We start from the raw sequence: 17,667 nt of genomic DNA on the forward strand, positions 1-17,667 counted from the left end.
CGGGAAAGGTCGTCGCATGGCCGGTCAAGGTGGTCCAGTCGGAGAGAGCCCGGAGATCTTCGAAGAAGGCCAGGACTTTTCGTCCGGCAAGACCGCGGTCAGGATCGCCTCGGTGGCCGCGCTCGGCGGCCTGCTGTTCGGCTACGACAGCGCAGTCATCAACGGTGCCGTGGACTCCATCCAGGAGGACTTCGGTATCGGTAACGCCGAGCTCGGCTTCGCGGTGGCCTCCGCGCTGCTCGGCGCCGCTGTCGGCGCGATGACAGCGGGCCGTATCGCGGACAAGATCGGCCGCATCGCGGTGATGAAGATCGCCGCGGTCCTCTTCCTCGTCAGTGCTTTCGGCACCGGCTTCGCCCACGAAGTGTGGACGGTCGTGCTCTTCCGCATCGTCGGAGGTGTCGGCGTCGGCGTCGCCTCGGTGATCGCGCCCGCCTACATCGCCGAGACCTCTCCGCCGGGAATCCGCGGCCGGCTCGGATCGCTGCAGCAGCTCGCCATCGTGTCGGGCATCTTCTTGTCCTTCGCCGTGAACTACCTGCTGCAGTGGCTCGCGGGCGGGGCCAACGAACCGCTGTGGCTAGGGCTCGACGCCTGGCGCTGGATGTTCCTGGCCATGGCCGTCCCTGCGGTCCTGTACGGGGTGCTGGCTTACACGATCCCTGAGTCACCGCGCTATCTCGTTGCCAGCCACAAGATCCCGGAGGCCCGCCGCGTGCTCAGCATGCTGCTCGGGCAGAAGAACCTCGAGATCACCATCACTCGTATCCGCGAGACGCTCGAGCGTGAGGACAAGCCGTCCTGGCGGGACATGCGCAAGCCGACAGGTGGGATCTACGGCATCGTCTGGGTCGGTCTCGGGCTGTCGATCTTCCAGCAGTTCGTCGGAATCAACGTGATCTTCTACTACAGCAACGTGCTGTGGCAGGCCGTCGGATTCAGCGCCGACGAATCGGCGATCTACACCGTCATCACGTCGGTCATCAACGTGCTCACGACGCTGATCGCCATCGCGCTGATCGACAAGATCGGTCGTAAGCCGCTGCTGCTCATCGGATCCTCGGGCATGGCCGTCACCCTGATCACGATGGCGGTGATCTTCGCCAATGCGACGGTGAACGCCGACGGGACCCCGAGCCTGCCCGGCGCGTCCGGTGTGATCGCGCTGATCGCGGCGAACCTCTTCGTGGTGGCGTTCGGCATGTCGTGGGGCCCGGTGGTGTGGGTGCTGCTCGGCGAGATGTTCCCGAATCGGATCCGCGCCGCGGCGCTCGGCCTGGCCGCCGCGGGACAGTGGGCGGCCAACTGGCTGATCACGGTCACCTTCCCTGGCCTACGCGAGCACCTAGGCCTTGCCTACGGCTTCTACGGGCTGTGCGCCGTCCTGTCTGGCCTGTTCGTGTGGAAGTGGGTCATGGAGACAAAGGGCGTGTCGCTGGAGGACATGCACGGCGAGATCCTGCGCGAGGACAAAACGTCGGCGAACTGAGCGCGCGCCGGGCGATGGCAAACCATTTGCCCCGGCGTGACAGAATCGCCAAACGTGAAGACCTTCGATGCGCTGTTCGCCGAGTTGAGCGAACGGGCACGCACACGTGCTGCCGGTAGCGGAACCGTCGCCGCTCTCGACGGCGGCGTGCACGGCATCGGCAAGAAGATCCTCGAAGAGGCCGGCGAGGTGTGGCTGGCCGCCGAACACGAGAGCGACGACGCCCTCGCCGAGGAGATCAGCCAGCTTCTTTACTGGACACAGGTGCTGATGCTTTCGCGAGGCCTCTCGCTCGACGACGTGTACGGAAAGCTCTGAGATGCTCAGGGTCGCCGTACCCAACAAGGGGGCGCTGAGCGAATCGGCTTCGGAGATCCTCTCGGAGGCCGGCTACCGCCGCCGCACCGATCCCAAGGACCTGACCGTCGTCGATCCGGCGAACAACGTCGAGTTCTTCTTCCTGCGGCCCAAGGACATTGCGATCTACGTGGGCTCCGGCGAACTGGATCTCGGGATCACCGGCCGTGACCTGGCCGCCGACGCCGACGCTCCGGTGCGGGAACGGCTGGCGCTGGGCTTCGGGGCGTCCACCTTCCGCTACGCCGCACCGGCGGGCCAGGACTGGCAGATCGCTGATCTGGCCGGTAAGCGGATCGCCACCGCCTACCCGAACCTGGTCCGTAAAGACTTGTCCGACAAAGGAATCGACGCCACAGTCATACGCCTCGACGGCGCCGTCGAGATCTCCATCCAACTCGGCGTGGCCGACGTCATCGCCGACATCGTCGGTTCCGGACGCACCCTCGGGCTGCACAACCTGGTGGCATTCGGTGAGTCGCTGTGTGATTCCGAGGCCATCCTGATCGAGCGGGCCGACTCCGAGGCCGATCCTGCGCGCGATCAGCTCGCCGCCCGCGTGCAGGGCGTCGTGTTCGGACAGCAGTACCTCATGCTCGACTACGACTGCCCCCGCACGGTGCTGGACAAGGCCACCGCGGTCACGCCGGGCCTAGAATCGCCGACCATCGCGCCGCTGGCCGACCCCGCCTGGGTGGCGGTGCGGGCCCTGGTTCCGCGGCGGGACGTCAACGCGATCATGGACGAGCTCGCGGCGATCGGCGCGAAGGCCATTCTGGCCTCCGACATCCGGTTCTGCCGCTTCTGATCTAGACCGCTCGTCGCGTCGCTCGGCGTGTTAGCGTCGCCGATGTCCATCCACCGCACGGAGGTTCGATGACGCAGGTACTCGTCCTGGTTCTGGCCCTGTTGATCGGTGTGATCGCCGGCCTGCGTGCGATGACTGCGCCCGCCGTGGTGGCGTGGGGCGCGATGCTCGGCTGGATCGACGTCACCGACAAGTGGTCGGAATGGATGGCACACCCCATCACCGTCACAGTGCTGACCATCCTGCTCGTCGGCGAGTTGATCACCGACCAGCTACCCAAGACGCCGAGCCGAAAAGTGCCGCCGCAGTTCATCGCCCGCCTCGTCACCGGCGGGTTCTCCGGGGCTGTCATCGGAAGCGCGTTCTTCCACACGTTCTCCGCCACCGGCGCAGGTGTCGTCGGTGCCGTGCTCGGCACGCTGGCCGGTGCCGAACTCCGCAGCAGGCTTGCCGCCAAGAACAACGGAAACGACCGTCCCGGGGCCTTCACCGAAGACGTCATCGCCGTCGGCGGTGGCTTCCTCGTCGCCTTCCTCGTCAGCCTGGTCTAGGCGACCGATGCCAGAGCGATTCGACGCCATTATCGTCGGTGCCGGCCAGGCGGGCCCGCCGCTCGCCGGACGGCTCACTGCCGCCGGCCAGACGGTCGCCGTCATCGAACGCAAGCTCGTCGGCGGCACCTGCGTGAACTACGGCTGTATTCCGACCAAGACTCTGGTCGCCAGTGCGCACGCCGCGCACCTGGCGCGCCGCGGCGGAGACTTCGGCATCGGCACCGGAGACGTGTCGGTCGACATGGCAGCGGTCAAGGCGCGTAAGGACAAGATCAGTGGCGGCGATCGCGAAGGCCTGGAGAGTTGGCTCGCCGGGATGGAGGGTGCCACGCTGATCCGCGGGCACGCCCGATTCGAAGATCCGCACACGCTCCGCGTCGACGATCGGCTGTTGGAAGCCGACCGCATCTTCCTCAATGTCGGTGGCCGCGCCGTCGTCCCCGACATGCCCGGGCTGGCCGACATCGACTATCTGACCAACGTCGGAATCCTCGACCTCGATGTCGTGCCCGACCATCTGGTCATCATCGGCGGCAGTTACATCGCGCTGGAATTCGCTCAGATGTACCGCCGATTCGGCGCCCAGGTCACCGTCGTCGAGAAGGGGCCGCGGCTCACCGGCCGCGAGGACGAGGACGTGTCCGCGGCGATCAAGGACATCCTGGAAGCCGAGGGCATCACCGTCGTCGTCGGTGCCGACGCGATCAGTTTCGCCAAGCGGGAGAACGGGATAGCCGTCACCCCGCGCGAGGGCGCCGAGCCGATCGTCGGCAGCCACGTGCTCATCGCGGTCGGGCGCACACCCAACACCGACGATCTCGGACTGGATGCCGCCGGTGTCGAGACGGACAGCCGCGGCTACGTCGTCGTGGACGACCAGTTGCGCACCAGCGTGCCGCACATCTGGGCGATGGGCGACTGCAACGGCAAGGGTGCGTTCACCCACACGTCGTACAACGACTTCGAGATCGTCGCCGCCAACCTCCTCGACGATGATCCGCGACGGGTCAGCGACCGCATCACCACCTATGCGCTCTACATCGATCCGCCGTTGGGGCGCGCCGGAATGACGGCCGACGAGGTGCGCAAGTCGGGCCGAAAAGCGTTGGTGGGCACGCGTCCGATGACGCGGGTGGGCCGTGCAGTGGAAAAAGGCGAGACCCAGGGCTTCATGAAGGTGGTCGTCGACGCCGAGACCAAGGAAATACTCGGTGCATCGATCCTCGGCGTCGGCGGCGACGAGGTCGTTCATCTCATTCTCGACGTGATGACCGCGAAGCTGCCCTACACGGCGATATCGCGGACCATGCACATCCACCCGACGGTCAGCGAACTCGTCCCGACGCTGCTGCAGGACCTGACGCCGCTCTCATAGCGACGCACCCTTGACTGTGGCTTGCGTCACAGTAGTATGACCACTGGTCACATCAAGCCTTGGAGGCGCGATGCCGACGGTGACATGGTCTCGTCTGGGCGCGGATCGCCGCGCGGCGGTGGTGTCTGCCGCCGAAGCGGAGTTCGCCGCACATGGGTTCTCCGCGGGCAGTCTCAACGTCATCGCCCGGCGCGCGGGTGTCGCCAAAGGCAGTCTCTTCCAATACTTTGCGGACAAGCGCGACCTCTACGCGTTCATCACCGACGTGGGCAGCCAGCGCGTCCGGGCTTACATGGAGGAACAGATCGCCAGACTGGACCCCACCCGTCCCTTCTTCGAGTTCCTGACCGACCTGTTCGACGTCTGGGTGGCGTACTTCGCCGAGCATCCGCGGGACCGCGCGCTGCACGCCGCGGCGAGTTTCGAGGTCGACACCGACGCTCGGGTCAGCGTGCGCGCCGTCGTGCACCGTCACTACCTGGACGTGCTGCGACCGCTTGTCCGCGAGGCCCAGAAGCGCGGTGATCTCAGTGCGAATGCCGACATCGATGCGCTGCTGTCGCTGCTGCTCATGCTGCTGCCGCACCTGGCACTCGCGCCCTACGTGCGCGGCATGGACCCGCTGCTGGGACTCGACGAACTGTCGCCCGACCAGCCTGCACTTGTGGCACGGCGCTATGTCGCCGTGCTGGCGGCCGCGTTCGGAGCGGTCGCCACGAGACAGACAACCCCCCACACCGAAGGAGTGATCACATGACGAGAACACGGTCGGACTCGCTGGCCGCAGGTGGACTCAACTGGGACAGCCTGCCGCTGAAGCTCTTTGCCGGAGGCAACGCGAAATTCTGGGACCCCGCCGACATCGACTTCTCCCGGGACCGCGCCGACTGGGAATCGCTGACCGAGGTGGAGAGGGACTGGGCGACCCGGCTGTGCGCCGAGTTCATCGCCGGAGAAGAAGCGGTGACTCAGGACATCCAGCCGTTCATGGCGGCGATGCGGGCGGAGGGACGGCTCGGTGACGAGATGTACCTCACCCAGTTCGCCTTCGAAGAGGCCAAACATACCCAGGTGTTCCGGATGTGGCTTGATGCCGTCGGCATCACCGGTGACCTGCAGGGCTACCTCGACGAGCTCCCCGCGTACCGGCAGATGTTCTACGAAGAACTTCCCGCCTCACTCGACGCACTGTCGAGTGACCCGTCACCTGCTGCCCAGGTGCGCGCGTCGGTGACCTACAACCACGTCATCGAAGGCATGATGGCGCTCACGGGATACTATGCGTGGCACCGCATTTGCGTCGACCGCGGCATCCTGCCCGGAATGCAGGAGCTGGTGCGCAGGATCGGCGACGACGAACGTCGCCACATGGCGTGGGGCACCTTCACGTGCCGCCGCCACGTTGCTGCCGACGACGCCAACTGGTCGGTGTTCGAGTCACGGATGAACGAACTGATACCGCTGGCGTTGCGCAACACCGAAGACGCGTTCGCGCTGTACGACGAGATCCCGTTCGGTCTGACGATGGACGAGTTCCAGAACTACGCTGCCGACAAAGGCATGCGGCGCTTTGGCACGATCAGCAGCGCGCGGGGCCGCCCGCTCCACGAGATCGACGTCGACTATTCACCTTTGCACCTGGAGGACACGTTCGCCGACGAGGACCGCGCGGCACTGGCCTCCTGAGAGCTAGCCGCGGGCGGCGCGCAGCAGGCGCAGCTGGCCGATCTCCGCGGCGTTCTTGGTCAGTTCGACCGTCACCCACAGCACGGTGTCGGCGACTGTGCGCCCGGCATCCGCGCCCCACGGAAAGGCTGCCGGAGCGGTGAAGTCGCTCTGCGACAGCGTGTTTCGCCACTGCTGCGCCAGTTCGCGGATGCGTGCCACCGCCGCTGCGCCGTCTCCCGGCCAGGTGATGGAGGCCGGGTCGGGAACCGGCTGTCCTTCGCAGGCGGCGATCGCCGCGCTCCACCAGAAATCGACATGCCACGTCAGCCACCCGATCGTGGGTACGGGAACCGGGTCGGGTTCGACTTCGGCGAAGTCCGCGCGCCAGCTACCGGAGGTGTCGCGCCGGACCGTCCAGCACAGATCGGCCGGCTCCCAGAGGAAGTCGTCTTCGACAAGCGCTGCGAGATGGAACTCTGTCAGCGCCCACGCCACATCGAACTGGCGGCGGACCTCGTCGATCATCAGCGTCGCTGCACCAGTAGCGTCTGCGCGCACGTGCCGATGAAGCCGTCGCGGTCGAAGAGGTCAGCGGTCGTCGCTCCGACGCCGTCCGGTCCGATCGACCCGCGGGCGCGCAGGCCGAAGTCCTGCCCCTGCGGGAGCCGATGAAGGTGGACGACAGTGTCGGTGTTCATGAACAGGAACTGCTGCGGATCCAGCGCCGCGCCGATGCCGTTCGCTGAATCGACCACCATCGCCAGCCTTTGCAGCGGCGTCGTCGGCTCCGAATCAACAAGGGGCACAAGCGGGCTCAGCCACGCGACAGCGCTGCCATCCTGATCGGGCTGCCTGCGCCAGCTGATCGTCTCCAAATAGCCGGGTGCACCCTCCCATGCATGCGCCACTGTCGCCGCCTCACCTTCGACCAGCGGCGGGTAGCGGTCGGTGACCGCGTCGCGGGTATCGCTCGGCCTCAGCAGCCATGCGGTGACGCGGGCGACGGCCCTGCGTGTTCCGTCCGGTCGCTCGGCGAGCATCTCGGCGGCCATCATCGAGATGCGACTGCCGGGCCGGTCGACCCAGGCGCGCACCTGCACGGTCGTCACAGGGATTGCACCGAGGATGTCGAGGGTTAGCCTCCCGACTCGCAAACCGGTTCCCGCGGCACGGTTTTCGATGGCCCTGGTCAGCAACGCCAGCGGCGGGGAGCCGTGCTGGATCTGAGGATCCCAATTGCTGCGGGTGCCGTCGGTCGACTCGAAGACGTCGAACTCGCCGTCAGTGCCCAGGCGGTGGAAGAGGCAGTCGGTCACGCTGCGGACTCTGCCTGCAACACTGCGTCGGGGTCGCCCTCGTCGAGCACCTGAGGCCAGCCCGGGTAAGGCGGGGGAGTGCCACCGAACGTCGGGCAGTGCGCCTGATGGGCGCACCAGTCGCACAGCCTCGACGGGCTCGGGCGGAAATCCCCTGTGGCCCCTGCAGATTGGATGGCACGCCAGATCGCCATCAACGTCTTCTCGAACCGCTCGAGCTCGACGAGGTCGGGGGTGTAATCGAGCACCTGTTGATCGGCGAGGTAGAGCAATCGCAGTCGGGTGGGCAGCACGCCGCGGGAGCGCAGCAACGCGACGGCGTAGAACTTCATCTGGAACATCGCCTTGAACTCGGCCAGCGCCCGCGCTTCCGGTGGCGCCTTGCCCGTCTTGTAGTCGACGACGCGCATCTCACCGGTCGGTGCGACGTCGATGCGGTCGACGAAGCCGCGCAGCAGCGTGCCGTCGGCAAGTTCGACCTCGACGCGCTGCTCGCAGCTCTGCGGGTCGAAGCGGGTCGGATCCTCCAGCCGGTAGTAATCCGACAGCAGGGTGCGCGCCTGTTCCAGCAGCTCGGCCCGAATGCCGGGCTCGATGTCGGAAGCCAGGGAGGGCTGCTCGGCAAGCAGACGGTCCCAGGCAGGCGCAACCAGGGCGGTCGCCGTTTCGGGCACACGGTCCGCGGCGGGCAGTGCGTAGAGCTGCTCAAGGGCAGCGTGCACGACGGATCCGCGGAGCTGTGCGGCCGATGACGGCTCCGGAAGGCGGTCGATCGCGCGGAACCGGTACAGCAGAGGGCACTGTTTGAAATCCGCGGCGCGCGACGGCGACAACGCGGGGCGTCTCACCGGCTGGTTCATGGGATTCACAGTAGGACCGCGGTCGGACAACCCCGGAGATCCGGCCCGGCGCGTCTACTGGCAGGCTGATCAACCGTGCGCAGAACAGGCCCCTTCGAAATCGGTGATCGAGTGCAGCTCACCGATGCCAAGGGCAGGCGCTACACGATGCTGCTCAAGCCCGGCGGCGAGTTCCACACCCATCGGGGCATCATCTCCCTCGACGACGTCGTCGGGCTGCCCGAAGGCAGCGTGATCAAGTCGACCAACGGCGACCAGTTCCTCGTCCTGCGGCCGCTGCTCGTCGACTACGTGATGTCGATGCCGCGTGGCGCTCAGGTGGTCTATCCCAAGGACGCGGCGCAGATCGTGCACGAGGGCGACATCTTTCCCGGTGCACGGGTGCTGGAGGCCGGCGCAGGTTCGGGGGCGCTGACGTGTTCGCTGCTGCGCGCGGTCGGGCCCCAGGGACGGGTGACGTCCTACGAGCTTCGCGAAGACCACGCCGAACACGCGCTGCGCAACGTCGTGACGTTCTTCGGCGAGCAGCCGTCGAACTGGGATCTGGTGACGGCCGATGTCTGCGACTACGACGGGCCGGAGGTCGACCGTGTGGTGCTGGACATGCTGGCGCCGTGGGAGATCCTGGGCACGGTCGCCAAAGCGCTCGTTCCCGGCGGGGTCCTGATGATCTACGTCGCCACCGTCACTCAGCTGTCCAAGACCGTCGAGGCGCTACGCGAGCAGCAGTGCTGGACCGAGCCGAGGTCGTGGGAGAGCATGCAGCGAGGTTGGCACGTCGTCGGCCTGGCGGTGCGTCCCGAGCACACGATGCGCGGGCACACGGCCTTCCTGATCAGCGCGCGCAAGCTCGCGCCTGGCGCTGTCGCTCCGGTTCCGCTGCGAAAGAAGCGACCGACGATCTAGTCGTCGGTGCTCTTGAGGAGTCCGCGCCGCGCGGAGAGCAGTTCGAGTTCGGGGCGTGCGGCCACCAGGCGTTCGGCGGCGTCGAGGACGTCCACCACATGTGCGCGGTCAGCGGCGACGAGCGCGACACCGATGCCCGCGCGCCGGTGCAGATCCTGGGCGCCGGTCTCGGCCGCCGACACCGCGAACCGTCGCGACAGCTCGGCGATCACCGGCCGGATGACCGAGCGTTTCTGCTTGAGTGAGTGCACGTCACCGAGCAGGACGTCGAACTCCAGCCAGCCGATCCACATGCGGTCAGCGCGGCGGGGTCGGAGCGGCGGTGTCGAGCTCGAGCAGCAGGTCCGCGGTCTGCCGCGTGAGCTGCCACGACCCGTCGGAGGGGGCGAACTCCATCGGATAGCGGAACTCGCTGCCCGCAGGGTTGGCCTGCTTGATGACCATCGTGGTGACGACATTGCCGGGCACGGCCTGTGACCATGCGAGGTCCCTCGCCTCGAAGGTCAGGGGAAGAGCGGCGTTGTCCCGCAGCGCGATCGCGAAACGGTCGAGTCCGGCGGCCTCGTCGGGTGTGCCCTGCTCGATCAGCGTGATCTTTTGATCTCCGGGAACCGCAGGATCGGCCAGCCGGGCCATCACGTCGGTCAGAGCGTTCGCGGGTGGCAGGGGCGGTCCGCCCGGAGAATCGGGAATCGGGTCGGAGTGCCCGACAGACGGTGTGGGCGCGGCCGTCGAGGACGGGGTGACTGCGGGACGCTCGGGCTGACCGCACCCACTCAGGAACCCACACAGCCCGAGCGCCGCCACACCGAGTGTGGCGGCGCAACGGGCTGAAAAGGGTGGACGCGCCGGCGTCACAGTTCCGTCAGAAGCGGTCAGCCACCGACGGCGCTGAGCAGCGCCAGGGCCGACTGCTTCGAGATCTGCCAGCCTGTCGGGCTCGGGCCCGCGACGAAGACGACGTTCTGGGAGGCCGCCGCGCCAGTCTGCGCGGTCGCGGTGACGCTCGCGGTGGCCACGGGGCCATTCTGGTCGATGTTGGACACCACGAAGTTCAGCGGGAAGTAGCCCTGCGCAGCGGCATTGTTATAGCTGTTGTCCGCGACCCTGGCCTCGATGCGGCCGAGGCCACCCTCGATGTAGGAGCCCTTACCACCTGCGAACGATCCCGGGCCGGCGAGCGCGCTCAGCGTCGTCACCAGCGGACCCTGGAGATCGGGAGCGGGAGCGGCAGGCAGCGGCGCGCCGAACGCGACGGGCGAGGCTGACGCGATCCCGGCACCGGTTGCAATCGAGGTCACACCCGCGGCCGCGCCACCGACGAATGCGGCGGCTGCTGCCCCAGCGGTAAGGCTGGTAACGAGGGATTTCAGGGTCACGGCTGTCCTTCCGTTCTGCCGAACTGATCTACAGAGGCTAACAGTGTTGCTGGTGTGTCGAATTCCTAGAGCACACACAATGACTGAATCGCCGGTAGCGTTGAAGTTGTTACCGCACCAACATCGGGTGTGGGAAAGGAGCTCAGCATGAGTGAGTCCGAGCGTTCCGGAGCCTCTGACGCCTTTGGAACATCCCCTAGTAGCCACCTGTCCAGCGAAGACGCGGCAGAACTTGAACAGCTGCGACGCGAGGCGGCGACGTTGCGAGAACAGCTCGAGAATGCTGTTGGTTCCCAAAGCGGTCTGCGCAGTGCACGAGATGTTCACCAGCTCGAGGCGAGAATCGACTCTCTGGCCGCCCGCAACGCCAAGCTGATGGACACCCTGAAGGAGGCGCGGCAGCAGTTGCTGGCGCTCCGGGAAGAAGTCGACCGGCTCGGTCAGCCGCCCAGCGGCTATGGCGTGCTCTTGTCGGTCCAGGACGACGACACCGTCGACGTGTTCACCTCGGGCCGCAAGATGCGGCTGACGTGCTCGCCCAACATCGACACCAAAGCGCTGAAGAAGGGCCAGACGGTGCGCCTCAACGAGGCGCTCACCGTGGTTGAGGCCGGCACCTACGAGTCCGTCGGCGAGATCAGCACGCTGCGCGAAATCCTGGCCGACGGACACCGCGCCCTCGTGGTCGGCCATGCCGACGAGGAGCGCATCGTCTGGCTGGCCGAGCCCCTCGTCGCTGCCGAGCATCTGCCCGCCGACGCGTACGCCGACGAGAACGATTTGACGGACGACCGGCCCCGCAAGCTGCGTCCCGGTGACTCGCTGCTCGTTGACACCAAGGCCGGCTACGCGTTCGAGCGCGTCCCCAAGGCTGAGGTCGAAGACCTCGTGCTTGAAGAGGTGCCCGATGTCAGCTACCACGACATCGGCGGCCTGACCCGTCAGATCGAGCAGATTCGCGACGCCGTCGAGCTACCGTTCCTGCACAAGGAGCTCTACCGCGAGTACTCGCTGCGCCCGCCCAAAGGTGTGCTGCTCTACGGTCCGCCCGGATGCGGTAAGACGCTGATCGCCAAGGCGGTCGCCAACTCGCTGGCCAAGAAGATGGCCGAGGTTCGTGGCGACGACGCCCGCGAGGCGAAGTCCTACTTCCTCAACATCAAGGGTCCCGAGCTGCTGAACAAGTTCGTCGGCGAGACCGAGCGTCACATCCGGCTGATCTTCCAGCGGGCCCGCGAGAAGGCCTCCGAAGGCACCCCGGTGATCGTGTTCTTCGATGAGATGGACTCGATCTTCCGCACCCGCGGCACGGGCGTGAGCTCCGACGTCGAAACGACGGTCGTTCCACAGCTTCTCAGTGAGATCGACGGTGTCGAGGGCCTGGAGAATGTCATCGTCATCGGCGCCTCCAACCGTGAGGACATGATCGACCCGGCGATCCTGCGGCCAGGCCGCCTGGACGTCAAGATCAAGATCGAGCGGCCGGACGCCGAGGCGGCGCAGGACATCTTCAGCAAGTACCTCACCGAGGAACTGCCGATTCATACCGATGACCTGTCCGAGTTCTCGGGCGATCGCGGCCAGACCATCAAGGCGATGATCGAGAAGGTCGTCGACCGGATGTACGCCGAGATCGACGACAACCGGTTCCTGGAGGTCACCTACGCCAACGGTGACAAGGAAGTCATGTACTTCAAGGACTTCAACTCCGGCGCCATGATCCAGAACGTCGTGGATCGGGCGAAGAAGAATGCGATCAAGGCGGTGTTGGAGACCGGTCAGCCCGGTCTGCGTATCCAGCACCTGCTGGACTCGATCGTCGACGAGTTCGCCGAGAACGAGGATCTGCCCAACACCACGAATCCCGATGACTGGGCCAGGATCTCGGGCAAGAAGGGCGAGCGGATCGTCTACATCCGCACGCTTGTCACCGGCAAGAGTTCGTCGGCAAGCCGTGCGATTGATACCGAGTCCAACCTCGGGCAGTACCTATAGCGGGTATCCGGGCCCGGGGTGATCGCCTCGGGTCTGGATGTCGCACGAGTTGTTCACATCCCTGACTTCGTCATGACATGTGGCGCGCGTATTTTTCGCTCCAAAGTCACCACGATCAGGGAGCCTCATGAAGAGCCATGCCACACGAATCTTCGCTGTGACGTCTCTGTTGTTCGCGACAGCTGTGGGCGCCGCAAGTCCTGCCATGGCCGACGAATGGAAGATGCCCGACGTCGAGGGTGAGCTCCTGCAGAGTGCGACGGACGCCGTCCTTGAGGCCAGCGACGGCGCTGTCTCCCCGGAGACGTCCGTCGCGGCCGGTCCGCCTTTCGAGCAGATCAACCTCACCAACTGGGTGGTGTGCGCGCAGTCGCCCGAGGCCGGCGAAGAGATCTCCGGCGACACTCCGCCCGAGCTTGAGGTGGCGCGACCCAATCAGTGCTGATCAGGCCAGCAGCGAATAACTGTTGGCCAGGTCGTCCTGCAGCACGCTGGCCTTCTCCGTCGTCGTGTCCACGCGCAGCGGCTGATCCAGCGTGCGGGTTCGATAGCTCCATCCGTCGGGCAGCGCCAGCCTGGAGGCCAGGTTCGCCAGGTCATCCAACGTCAGGTCGGGGTCGACGGTCTGGCTGTAGGTCTGCATGACCCACTGGCGCCCGTCGGCGTCGACGAGTTCGAACACCGGGCTGCCTGCGTCGTAGACGAACGCGGCTCGTCTGTCGACCTTGTTGACCGAATACGGCGAGGGATTCATCGAAGACAACGCGACCGTCGCCTGCCGCAGCATCTCGATGCCGCCGAACGTCTCACGTTCGGTCTCGGTGCCGCCGTCTTTCTCGATGCGGCTCATCAGCCAGTAGCGCGGCCCGTTGAGCAGCGCGGCGACCGCCTGGTGCTCCGCGGCGATGGCCTGCGCGTCGAGTTTTGTCCACAGTTCGGCGGGGCAGTCGTTGAGCGGAAAGGTGTTGTAGACGGTTGCCTGCGGGCCGGTTTCGTCCACGTGCACAAGAAGGACTTCGCCGTATCGCTTGCCGAAGACGTTGGTCACGACGTGAATGTAGCCCGTCCCTCGATTTCTAGGTAGGCATCCCGACCGGCGAGACTGACCGCGACGTCGTCGATCAGCGGTTCGAAAAAGCGCTGGCGGTAGAGCGGGTCGACGCTCGTGCTCACCGTGAAGTAGAGCCCGGACAGCACCGCGACAAACAACGAGGTGTGCACGACGGTCTGCGGTATCGGGATGTGGACCCCGAACCACGTTCCGGCACAGGGAGGTTCGCCGAGTTGGCAGGCCTCCTCGGCCGACCACAGGACGGTGACGTCGTCGGGGATCGCGATGATCCCGAGGGCCAGGAAGAACGCGAAGAGTCCGGCGGTGAACAGCACGACCTGGATCGCCTGCGACACCACCATGACGGCCACGACGTTCATCTGCTCGGCCGCCGACAGCGGTGTGCGCGCGGCCGGATCGGCGGGCACCGACTCCAGCGGCGTGCCGGCCAGCAGTGCGTTGGGGTCCTCACGCTCGGATCGGTCCTGACGCAAGGCCCTGACCTCGTCCCGGATCGTGGCGATCATGAAGAACAACGCCACGACACTGAGGAAACCGATTGTCTGCCAGAGCCTTTCGCGACTCATCCGGGCCGACAGCTGCCACAGCTCGCCGGTGAAATACACGACCACTGTCAGCATCAGCAGCGGCAGGGCGCGGCTCATCAGCGTGCCCAGCGCACCGAGTTGCAGCCATGCGAACCGGAAAGCCCACAACGCGATCGAGCCGAAGCCCAGGTAGGTCAGCCAGATCGCCAGGAGCGATATCCCGACGAAGATCGGCGCCTCCGCGGCGGCAGCCCGCGACCACCCGCTCACCGTCAGCGGCATGACCACCACGAAGATCGCCATCACCAGAACCGCTGCCCAGCGGCGCAGCGCCTCGCCGACCCGCGTGCCCAGTCGGTGCAGGATCTCCAAGGCGAAGGGCGCCGCGACGAGCACCACCGCGATCACACCGAGCCTGGCCGCATACCCATAGTCCGGGTCGTCTCCGGTCAGGTCGGCCGCGAGCATGGTCAACGCGGTGAGCGCGCCGACCGCACTCACCATTGGCGCGGAGCGCTGGACGAGCTTGCGGGCCCGCACCCGCCTGGTGAGCACCAGGGGCAAACCCCGGTGCAGGAACCAGTCGTGGATCGGCCGCAGATCCGCCGGCTTCGTCATGCTCGCGGCCCGGCCGTCACGGTGCGGTAGCGGTCGCGAGCCACCAGCGTGAGCCGTAGTTCCTCGATCAGCGGGTCGAGGAACTGTGCCCGATACTCTTCGTCGCCGACGGCCCGCGCGGCCAAATACATGAACGTCAGCGCGACCAGGAACATCGTGATCTGGATCAGCGCGTTGGGCACCGGCAGCGTCATGCCTAGGAACTGGCCGTCCAACGACGCGTTGCTGGTCAATGCCGCCAACAGCTCCGGGCTGATCAAGATCAGGCCGAGCGCGAGGAACAGCAGACCTGTCACCACCGAGACCGTGAGTACCTGGACGATCTGCGACATCGCCAGAACGAACACCACGTTGAGTCGCTCCGGTTTCGACAGCGGCACCCGGCGCGGACGGTCCGGCATCGCCGCGAACGGAGTCCCGGTCAGCTTCTCGGCGTCCTCGGGCCGCTTGGCGTCGGGCCGCAGGATCGGACGTACCCGGCTCAGCGTTCCCGAGACCAGGAACGCGGCAGCGATGAGCATCAGGAAGATCAACCCCAGCCAGAGCCGGGGACGACTGATGATGCCGGCCATCGTCCAGACCGGCCCGTTGAAGAAGACCAGAACCGTCAGCAGCATCACCGGCAGGGCACCGAGAAGCAGTTTTCCGATGGACGCGAGATTGCTCAGGGTCATCCGGATCGCCCAGCCCAGAATCGCGCCGACTCCCGTTGCGGTACAGACGAAGATGAGCACCACGACGATGAGCTCAGCGATCAAGTCGGCGAAGACGCGAGCGCTGGGGCCCGCGTAGATGCTGCCCACAGTCGATATGGCCAGCGACGCCGTGGATACCGTCGCGCGCAGTCGGGCGTCATCGGTGCGTGACACGAACCAGCCGATCAGTCCGGCGAGGGGCAGGACGAGCAGCAGGACCGCGATGACGAACCACTCGGTTCGTGTCGGGGCGCCGTTGATGTCGACCGTGTGCTCGCCGGTGACGCCGACGACGAACATCGAGAACGTCATCATCACGGCGAGTCCAGCAAGGGCGGGTGCCGATCGCGTCCACAGTCGCGCAACCAGGACGCCGGGACGCAGCACGGCGGGCAGGCCGTGCCGGAGAAACCAGCGCTCAGCCGCGAGCCTGTCCGCGGTCTTGGGAGTCATATCGGGTAAATCTCACCACGCGGGAAGGCCCACCGCCCGGACCTTTAGGCTGGTCGATATGCAACGGATCATCGGAACAGAGGTCGAGTACGGCATTTCGTCGCCGTCCGATCCGACCGCGAATCCGATCCTGACTTCGACCCAGGCGGTGCTGGCGTATGCCGCGGCCGCAGGAATCCAGCGTGCCAAGCGAACCCGGTGGGACTACGAGGTCGAGTCACCGCTGCGTGACGCCCGTGGATTCGACCTGAGCCGCTCGTCGGGACCCCCGCCCGTCGTCGACGCCGACGAGGTCGGCGCGGCGAACATGATCCTGACCAACGGTGCCCGTCTCTACGTCGACCACGCTCACCCTGAGTACTCCGCGCCGGAATGTACGGACCCGCTGGACGCGGTCATCTGGGACAAGGCGGGGGAGCGCGTGATGGAGGCCGCCGCGCGCCACGTCGCGAGTGTGCCGGGCGCGGCGAAGCTGCAGCTCTACAAGAACAACGTCGACGGCAAGGGCGCCTCCTACGGGTCGCACGAGAACTATCTGATGAGCCGTCAGACGCCGTTCTCGGCCGTCATCGCCGGCCTGACTCCGTTCATGGTGTCGCGCCAGGTGGTCACCGGTTCGGGCCGCGTCGGGATCGGTCCCTCCGGTGACGAGCCCGGCTTCCAGCTCTCGCAGCGCTCCGATTACATCGAGGTCGAGGTCGGGCTGGAGACCACGCTCAAGCGCGGCATCATCAACACCCGCGACGAACCGCACGCCGACGCCGACAAGTACCGCAGGCTGCACGTCATCATCGGCGACGCGAACCTCGCCGAAACCTCGACCTACCTCAAGCTCGGCGCCACGTCGCTGGTGCTCGATCTGATCGAGGAGGGACCTCAGATCGGGATCGACCTCACCGATCTGGCGCTCGCTCGCCCGGTGCACGCGGTCCACGTCGTATCGCGCGATCCATCCCTGCGCGCGACCGTCGCGCTCGCCGATGGACGGGAGATGACCGCACTCGCGCTGCAGCGGATCTACCTGGACCGCGTTGCCAAGCTCGTCGACAGCCGTGACCCGGACCCGCGCGCCTCCCATGTGCTGGAGACGTGGGCGCACGTCCTGGATCTGCTCGAACGTGACCCGATGGAATGCGCGGATCTGCTGGACTGGCCGGCCAAGCTGCGCCTGCTGGAGGGTTTCCGCCAACGCGAGAACCTCGGCTGGAACGCTCCCCGGCTGCACCTGGTCGACCTGCAGTACTCCGATGTGCGGCTGGACAAGGGTCTCTACAACCGGCTGGTGGCTCGCGGTTCGATGAAGAGGCTGGTCACCGAACAGCAGGTGCTCGACGCTGTGGACAGTCCACCGACCGACACCCGTGCGTACTTCCGAGGCGAGTGCCTGAGGCGCTTCGGAGCCGATATCGCCGCGGCCAGTTGGGACTCGGTGATCTTCGATCTGGGCGGCGACTCGCTGGTGCGCATCCCCACTCTGGAGCCGCTGCGTGGCAGCAAGGCACACGTCGGGGCCCTGCTGGATTCTGTCGACAGCGCCGCCGAACTCGTGGAGCAGTTGACGACCTGATCGAGCTATCCCCGGCAATCCCGGCACC

Annotated in this window: 20 protein-coding genes; 11 read left to right on the forward strand and 9 right to left on the reverse strand. The window is 66.4% G+C overall.

Annotation, left to right across the window (positions count from 1 at the left end; all coding sequences use genetic code 11):
* The first annotated feature begins 16 nt into the window (after positions 1-16).
* The 7 genes from AWC12_RS04385 (at position 17) to AWC12_RS04415 (ending at position 6,269) form a co-directional block, all read left to right on the forward strand.
* Positions 17-1,489 carry a sugar porter family MFS transporter gene (locus tag AWC12_RS04385; protein ID WP_024445780.1) on the forward strand — a complete coding sequence of 491 codons (1,473 nt, stop codon included), beginning with the start codon at positions 17-19 and terminating at the stop codon, positions 1,487-1,489.
* 36 nt (positions 1,490-1,525) lie between these two features.
* The gene (locus tag AWC12_RS04390) at positions 1,526-1,807 is read left to right on the forward strand and encodes a phosphoribosyl-ATP diphosphatase (RefSeq protein ID WP_085172572.1); all 282 of its coding nucleotides are present in this window, start codon (positions 1,526-1,528) and stop codon (positions 1,805-1,807) included.
* Between the two features lies 1 nt (position 1,808).
* Positions 1,809-2,654: an ATP phosphoribosyltransferase gene (gene hisG, locus AWC12_RS04395; RefSeq protein WP_024445782.1), complete on the forward strand. Its 846-nt coding sequence runs from the start codon at positions 1,809-1,811 to the stop codon at positions 2,652-2,654.
* Between the two features lie 68 nt (positions 2,655-2,722).
* Entirely contained in the window at positions 2,723-3,205 is a 483-nt protein-coding gene (locus tag AWC12_RS04400) for a DUF4126 family protein (protein ID WP_024445783.1), read from the forward strand.
* A 7-nt stretch (positions 3,206-3,212) separates the two neighbouring features.
* Complete coding sequence (locus AWC12_RS04405) at positions 3,213-4,583, forward strand: FAD-containing oxidoreductase (RefSeq protein ID WP_085172574.1); 1,371 nt, start codon at positions 3,213-3,215, stop codon at positions 4,581-4,583.
* Positions 4,584-4,653: 70 nt separating this feature from the next.
* The gene (locus AWC12_RS04410) at positions 4,654-5,340 is read left to right on the forward strand and encodes a TetR/AcrR family transcriptional regulator (RefSeq protein WP_024445785.1); all 687 of its coding nucleotides are present in this window, start codon (positions 4,654-4,656) and stop codon (positions 5,338-5,340) included.
* The gene (locus tag AWC12_RS04415; RefSeq protein ID WP_024445786.1) at positions 5,337-6,269 is read left to right on the forward strand and encodes a R2-like ligand-binding oxidase; all 933 of its coding nucleotides are present in this window, start codon (positions 5,337-5,339) and stop codon (positions 6,267-6,269) included. Before AWC12_RS04410 ends, AWC12_RS04415 begins: the two co-directional genes overlap by 4 nt.
* 3 nt (positions 6,270-6,272) lie before the next feature.
* Here the strand turns inward: AWC12_RS04415 and AWC12_RS04420 are convergent, their stop codons facing one another.
* From AWC12_RS04420 to AWC12_RS04430, 3 genes are read right to left on the reverse strand one after another with little or no spacing between them, the layout of a single operon-like run.
* Positions 6,273-6,776 (reverse strand): DinB family protein, encoded by a 504-nt coding sequence (locus AWC12_RS04420; protein WP_024445787.1) that lies wholly within the window; start codon positions 6,774-6,776, stop codon positions 6,273-6,275.
* Complete coding sequence (locus tag AWC12_RS04425; protein ID WP_024445788.1) at positions 6,776-7,567, reverse strand: thioesterase family protein; 792 nt, start codon at positions 7,565-7,567, stop codon at positions 6,776-6,778. Before AWC12_RS04425 ends, AWC12_RS04420 begins: the two co-directional genes overlap by 1 nt.
* On the reverse strand, positions 7,564-8,427 hold the full coding sequence (locus tag AWC12_RS04430; protein WP_085172576.1) for a RecB family exonuclease: 864 nt from the start codon (positions 8,425-8,427) through the stop codon (positions 7,564-7,566). The genes AWC12_RS04425 and AWC12_RS04430 overlap by 4 nt, the downstream gene beginning before the upstream one ends.
* Before the next feature lie 75 nt (positions 8,428-8,502).
* On the opposite strand from AWC12_RS04430, the gene AWC12_RS04435 reads away from it, so the two are divergent.
* Complete coding sequence (locus AWC12_RS04435; protein ID WP_085172578.1) at positions 8,503-9,333, forward strand: tRNA (adenine-N1)-methyltransferase; 831 nt, start codon at positions 8,503-8,505, stop codon at positions 9,331-9,333.
* Here the strand turns inward: AWC12_RS04435 and AWC12_RS04440 are convergent.
* From AWC12_RS04440 to AWC12_RS04450, 3 genes are read right to left on the reverse strand one after another with little or no spacing between them, the layout of a single operon-like run.
* Entirely contained in the window at positions 9,330-9,626 is a 297-nt protein-coding gene (locus AWC12_RS04440; RefSeq protein ID WP_024445791.1) for a DUF503 domain-containing protein, read from the reverse strand. The two genes, AWC12_RS04435 and AWC12_RS04440, sit on opposite strands and share 4 nt — an antisense overlap.
* Positions 9,627-9,630: 4 nt before the next feature.
* The gene (gene lppK, locus AWC12_RS04445) at positions 9,631-10,191 is read right to left on the reverse strand and encodes a lipoprotein LppK (protein WP_207576376.1); all 561 of its coding nucleotides are present in this window, start codon (positions 10,189-10,191) and stop codon (positions 9,631-9,633) included.
* A gap of 17 nt (positions 10,192-10,208) precedes the next feature.
* Positions 10,209-10,712: an MTB12 family secreted protein gene (locus AWC12_RS04450; RefSeq protein WP_024445793.1), complete on the reverse strand. Its 504-nt coding sequence runs from the start codon at positions 10,710-10,712 to the stop codon at positions 10,209-10,211.
* A gap of 147 nt (positions 10,713-10,859) precedes the next feature.
* Between AWC12_RS04450 and arc the strand changes: the two genes are divergently transcribed.
* Together arc and AWC12_RS04460 are read left to right on the forward strand one after the other, a co-directional pair.
* Positions 10,860-12,707: a proteasome ATPase gene (gene arc / locus AWC12_RS04455; protein ID WP_024445794.1), complete on the forward strand. Its 1,848-nt coding sequence runs from the start codon at positions 10,860-10,862 to the stop codon at positions 12,705-12,707.
* A gap of 157 nt (positions 12,708-12,864) precedes the next feature.
* On the forward strand, positions 12,865-13,152 hold the full coding sequence (locus AWC12_RS04460; protein WP_234813824.1) for a hypothetical protein: 288 nt from the start codon (positions 12,865-12,867) through the stop codon (positions 13,150-13,152).
* On the opposite strand, the gene AWC12_RS04465 is transcribed toward AWC12_RS04460, so the two are convergent.
* From AWC12_RS04465 to AWC12_RS04475, 3 genes are read right to left on the reverse strand one after another with little or no spacing between them, the layout of a single operon-like run.
* The gene (locus AWC12_RS04465) at positions 13,153-13,755 is read right to left on the reverse strand and encodes a hypothetical protein (RefSeq protein ID WP_085172582.1); all 603 of its coding nucleotides are present in this window, start codon (positions 13,753-13,755) and stop codon (positions 13,153-13,155) included.
* Positions 13,752-14,924: a hypothetical protein gene (locus tag AWC12_RS04470; RefSeq protein WP_085172584.1), complete on the reverse strand. Its 1,173-nt coding sequence runs from the start codon at positions 14,922-14,924 to the stop codon at positions 13,752-13,754. The genes AWC12_RS04465 and AWC12_RS04470 overlap by 4 nt, the downstream gene beginning before the upstream one ends.
* Positions 14,921-16,072 carry a hypothetical protein gene (locus AWC12_RS04475; protein ID WP_024445798.1) on the reverse strand — a complete coding sequence of 384 codons (1,152 nt, stop codon included), beginning with the start codon at positions 16,070-16,072 and terminating at the stop codon, positions 14,921-14,923. The genes AWC12_RS04470 and AWC12_RS04475 overlap by 4 nt, the downstream gene beginning before the upstream one ends.
* Positions 16,073-16,130: 58 nt before the next feature.
* Here AWC12_RS04475 and dop point away from each other — a divergent pair, with 58 nt between their 5' ends.
* Positions 16,131-17,639: a pup deamidase/depupylase gene (gene dop / locus AWC12_RS04480; RefSeq protein ID WP_024445799.1), complete on the forward strand. Its 1,509-nt coding sequence runs from the start codon at positions 16,131-16,133 to the stop codon at positions 17,637-17,639.
* Positions 17,640-17,667 lie beyond the last annotated feature (28 nt).

The sequence above is a fragment of the Mycolicibacterium iranicum genome (assembly GCF_002101705.1).
Taxonomy (GTDB): Bacteria; Actinomycetota; Actinomycetes; order Mycobacteriales; family Mycobacteriaceae; genus Mycobacterium; species Mycobacterium iranicum.

Bases quoted from the DNA above. Each gene is read 5' to 3' on its own strand.
- AWC12_RS04440 (WP_024445791.1), bottom strand. From the start codon at position 9,626: ATGTGGATCGGCTGGCTGGAGTTCGACGTCCTGCTCGGTGACGTGCAC.
- AWC12_RS04405 (WP_085172574.1), top strand. From the start codon at position 3,213: ATGCCAGAGCGATTCGACGCCATTATCGTCGGTGCCGGCCAGGCGGGC.
- AWC12_RS04475 (WP_024445798.1), bottom strand. From the start codon at position 16,072: ATGACTCCCAAGACCGCGGACAGGCTCGCGGCTGAGCGCTGGTTTCTC.
- hisG (WP_024445782.1), top strand. From the start codon at position 1,809: ATGCTCAGGGTCGCCGTACCCAACAAGGGGGCGCTGAGCGAATCGGCT.
- AWC12_RS04415 (WP_024445786.1), top strand. From the start codon at position 5,337: ATGACGAGAACACGGTCGGACTCGCTGGCCGCAGGTGGACTCAACTGG.
- AWC12_RS04470 (WP_085172584.1), bottom strand. From the start codon at position 14,924: ATGACGAAGCCGGCGGATCTGCGGCCGATCCACGACTGGTTCCTGCAC.
- AWC12_RS04385 (WP_024445780.1), top strand. From the start codon at position 17: ATGGCCGGTCAAGGTGGTCCAGTCGGAGAGAGCCCGGAGATCTTCGAA.
- arc (WP_024445794.1), top strand. From the start codon at position 10,860: ATGAGTGAGTCCGAGCGTTCCGGAGCCTCTGACGCCTTTGGAACATCC.
- AWC12_RS04410 (WP_024445785.1), top strand. From the start codon at position 4,654: ATGCCGACGGTGACATGGTCTCGTCTGGGCGCGGATCGCCGCGCGGCG.
- dop (WP_024445799.1), top strand. From the start codon at position 16,131: ATGCAACGGATCATCGGAACAGAGGTCGAGTACGGCATTTCGTCGCCG.
- AWC12_RS04400 (WP_024445783.1), top strand. From the start codon at position 2,723: ATGACGCAGGTACTCGTCCTGGTTCTGGCCCTGTTGATCGGTGTGATC.
- AWC12_RS04430 (WP_085172576.1), bottom strand. From the start codon at position 8,427: ATGAACCAGCCGGTGAGACGCCCCGCGTTGTCGCCGTCGCGCGCCGCG.
- AWC12_RS04420 (WP_024445787.1), bottom strand. From the start codon at position 6,776: ATGATCGACGAGGTCCGCCGCCAGTTCGATGTGGCGTGGGCGCTGACA.